The organism is Micromonospora sp. NPDC049799 (assembly GCF_040656655.1).
Classification (GTDB): Bacteria; Actinomycetota; Actinomycetes; order Mycobacteriales; family Micromonosporaceae; genus Micromonospora.
This window is the reverse complement of record NZ_JBFAMU010000638.1, coordinates 1-2,495: the sequence shown is the minus strand read 5'-3', so window position 1 is coordinate 2,495 and position 2,495 is coordinate 1. Positions and strand designations below refer to the sequence as shown.

4 protein-coding genes are annotated in these 2,495 nt (G+C 68.0%); all 4 read right to left on the bottom strand.

The window, feature by feature from the left end:
• A partial coding sequence (locus AB0I76_RS27600) for a sigma factor (protein WP_357041375.1) occupies positions 1-215 on the bottom strand: 215 nt, incomplete at its 3' end.
• Positions 216-546: 331 nt separating this feature from the next.
• Positions 547-1,425 (bottom strand): hypothetical protein, encoded by an 879-nt coding sequence (locus AB0I76_RS27595; RefSeq protein WP_357041372.1) that lies wholly within the window; start codon positions 1,423-1,425, stop codon positions 547-549.
• Positions 1,422-1,949 carry a SigE family RNA polymerase sigma factor gene (locus AB0I76_RS27590; RefSeq protein WP_357041370.1) on the bottom strand — a complete coding sequence of 176 codons (528 nt, stop codon included), beginning with the start codon at positions 1,947-1,949 and terminating at the stop codon, positions 1,422-1,424. The genes AB0I76_RS27595 and AB0I76_RS27590 overlap by 4 nt, the downstream gene beginning before the upstream one ends.
• An 82-nt stretch (positions 1,950-2,031) precedes the next feature.
• Complete coding sequence (locus AB0I76_RS27585; RefSeq protein WP_357041367.1) at positions 2,032-2,382, bottom strand: DoxX family protein; 351 nt, start codon at positions 2,380-2,382, stop codon at positions 2,032-2,034.
• Positions 2,383-2,495: the final 113 nt, after the last annotated feature.

Genomic DNA, 2,495 nt, shown 5'->3' with positions numbered 1-2,495 from the left:
GCCAACAGGCGCCGGGCCACCCCGTACAGCCAGGGCAGGCTGCGGTCCGGGACCTCGCGTCGACGCCGCCAGGCGATGACGAACACGTCCTGAGCGAGCTCAGCCGCTGCATCCGGGTCGGCAAGCCGACGCTGGCCGTACTTCACCACGTGTCCGTATTCGGCCGTGTAGACCCTGGTGAACCAATCCTCGTCGCGTTTCGCCGGTGGCCCCATCCACAACCCCTGCCTGGTTGACGAACTCTCACCCTGGCTTGTGTCACCCCCAGCCCGATGATTACCGGCAGCCACCCCAGGCGGTGGAGTAGACAGGCCGCATCAGCGGGCCGTGTCAGAGCCTGGGCACGGCCTTCGCCGGACTACAGCGATCCCCACCTGCGGAAACGCCGGTGGGGATCTTGCTTCGTGTGGTCAACCCGCGCACCCCTGGTGCGCGGCAGCACGCTCAGCCCCGGGTTCTCGGACCTGAGCGTGCTGCCGCAAAGGAGTAATCCCTGAGTCACCCGGGCCACAGCGCGCGTCAGTTCGCCGCCACGACCGGGAGGACCTACTTGACGACGACCACCTTGGTCGGCCGATCAACCTGCACCGGAGTGCCGTAGTCGGACAGCTCCACGGTCACCGCATCCGTGCCGCCGTAGGCCAGTCCGCCCTTGACCCCCGGCCGGAACTGCCCCTTGCGCGTCAGCTCGTACGACACCTTCGCGATGCGCTTGTCCGCGTCGAGGGTCACGTCACCGACGAACGTCACCGTCTCCGTGCCGTACCGGTTGTCGACCGACGTCGTGCTCGTGAAGTGGTAGACGTCGGCACCGACCCGGGTGACCTTGGCGCCATCCTGCCGCAGCGCGTCGAACAGCTGCTCCGGATCCGCCGACGCACCCACCGCGCCGCTCAACGCGCGGTGGTACGCGAGCCTGTCGTGCCTGCCGGGGTACTGCTTCCACACGTCCTTCGAGCCGGAGGAGCTGACGAAGCGGACACCCTCGACCAGCCGCTCGAGATAGACGACCCCAGCTCCCGGCGACGGAGAACTCAGCTGCCCGGTGTCGGTCCGGGGGTCGAACGCACCCTCGGTGACCTGGGCGGTGCTGGCGTCCGCCGCACTCCTGGCCGTGACCTTCACCTTGTAACTGATGCTCGCGCTCGCTTCGGTCGCGGAGGCCAGTGCCATCCGCGGAGACACGACCTCGGGGGCCGCCACGGTGACGCCGGACCGTTCCGGCGTCGACGGCTGCACGAGGGTCGCCGTACCGATCGCGCCGAGCGCCAGCACGGCAAGGGTCCCACTGACGATTGCGGAGGTCCGGCGGCGGCGCGCCCGCCGGCCCCGCTCCAGCAGCGCCCCCAACGGCGGCGACGAATCGAGGTCTCCGTCGACGATGCCGTGCAACCCGTCGGCGAGTCGCTCATCGAAGCTCTTCATGCCAATCTCACCTGCTCGCGGTAGGAAGGTTGATCCATGAGGTGACGGAGCTTCTCCATGGCCCGGGAGTGCTGACTCTTGACCGTGCCCACCGAGCAGCCCAGCACCCGAGCCACCTCCCGCTCCGGCAGGTCTTCGTAATGCCGAAGCACCACGACCGCCCGCTGTCTCGGTGGCAGCGACAGCAGCGCCCGGCGCAGGACCATCACGTCGTGGTCCGTGCCACCTCCCGGCGCAGCGGTGTCGGGGACCTCCGCCACGAGGCGTTCCCGCCGTCGACGCCGCCAGTTGGCGGCATGGTTGTTGACCAGGGAACGTCGCAGATAGGCATGCAGGTCGTCGATCCGCGACAGCCGCCGCCACCGCTCGTACACCTTGACCAGGCTGTCCTGGAGCAGCTCCTCGGCCCGCAGCCGATCACCGGTCAGCAGCATCGCCAAGCGGATGTGGCGTTGCCAGGCCTCCTCAACGAACGCCACGTACGCCGCATCGGCTCTCGTGTGTAGCTGGGATTGGTCCGTCACGCCTCTTACATGCAGCAACGACGGAAAAGGTTGTCTCAAGTCGAGGCTCTTCTGTTGGCAACCGCACCTGGCACCCCAGGAATCACCAGCGGTAGGCCAGGTTCACGGTCAGTGCGGCCACCGAGGTGGAGAAGAACACGGCCCACCCCACGAGCTGGCGGGAACCGACGCGCAGGTGTGCAACGAGCGCGCCAACGAAGTAGAGCACCAGACCGGTGGCGGCGAGGGTGCCCAGCAGCGGCACGGCGAACCCGGCCAGCAGCCCCGAGGAACCCGCCGCCAGCACCATGCCCAGCATGGGCACCCACGACCGTGGCACGCGTTTCATGTCCGCCTGGGCCTTCGGATAGTCGTGGCCGATCAGATAGGTGACGGCGGCGATCCCGGTGAAGACCGACGCGAGGATGGTGACCGTGACGTAAGCGGCGAACATGGCTCTCCTCCGTGTTTGCCTGAAGGACGAGCCGGCGGTGTGGGATGTGACCGCCACCGGTCGAACCATCGCCACCAGCGACTATCATCGCGGCATGGCGATTGGTTGTGGTG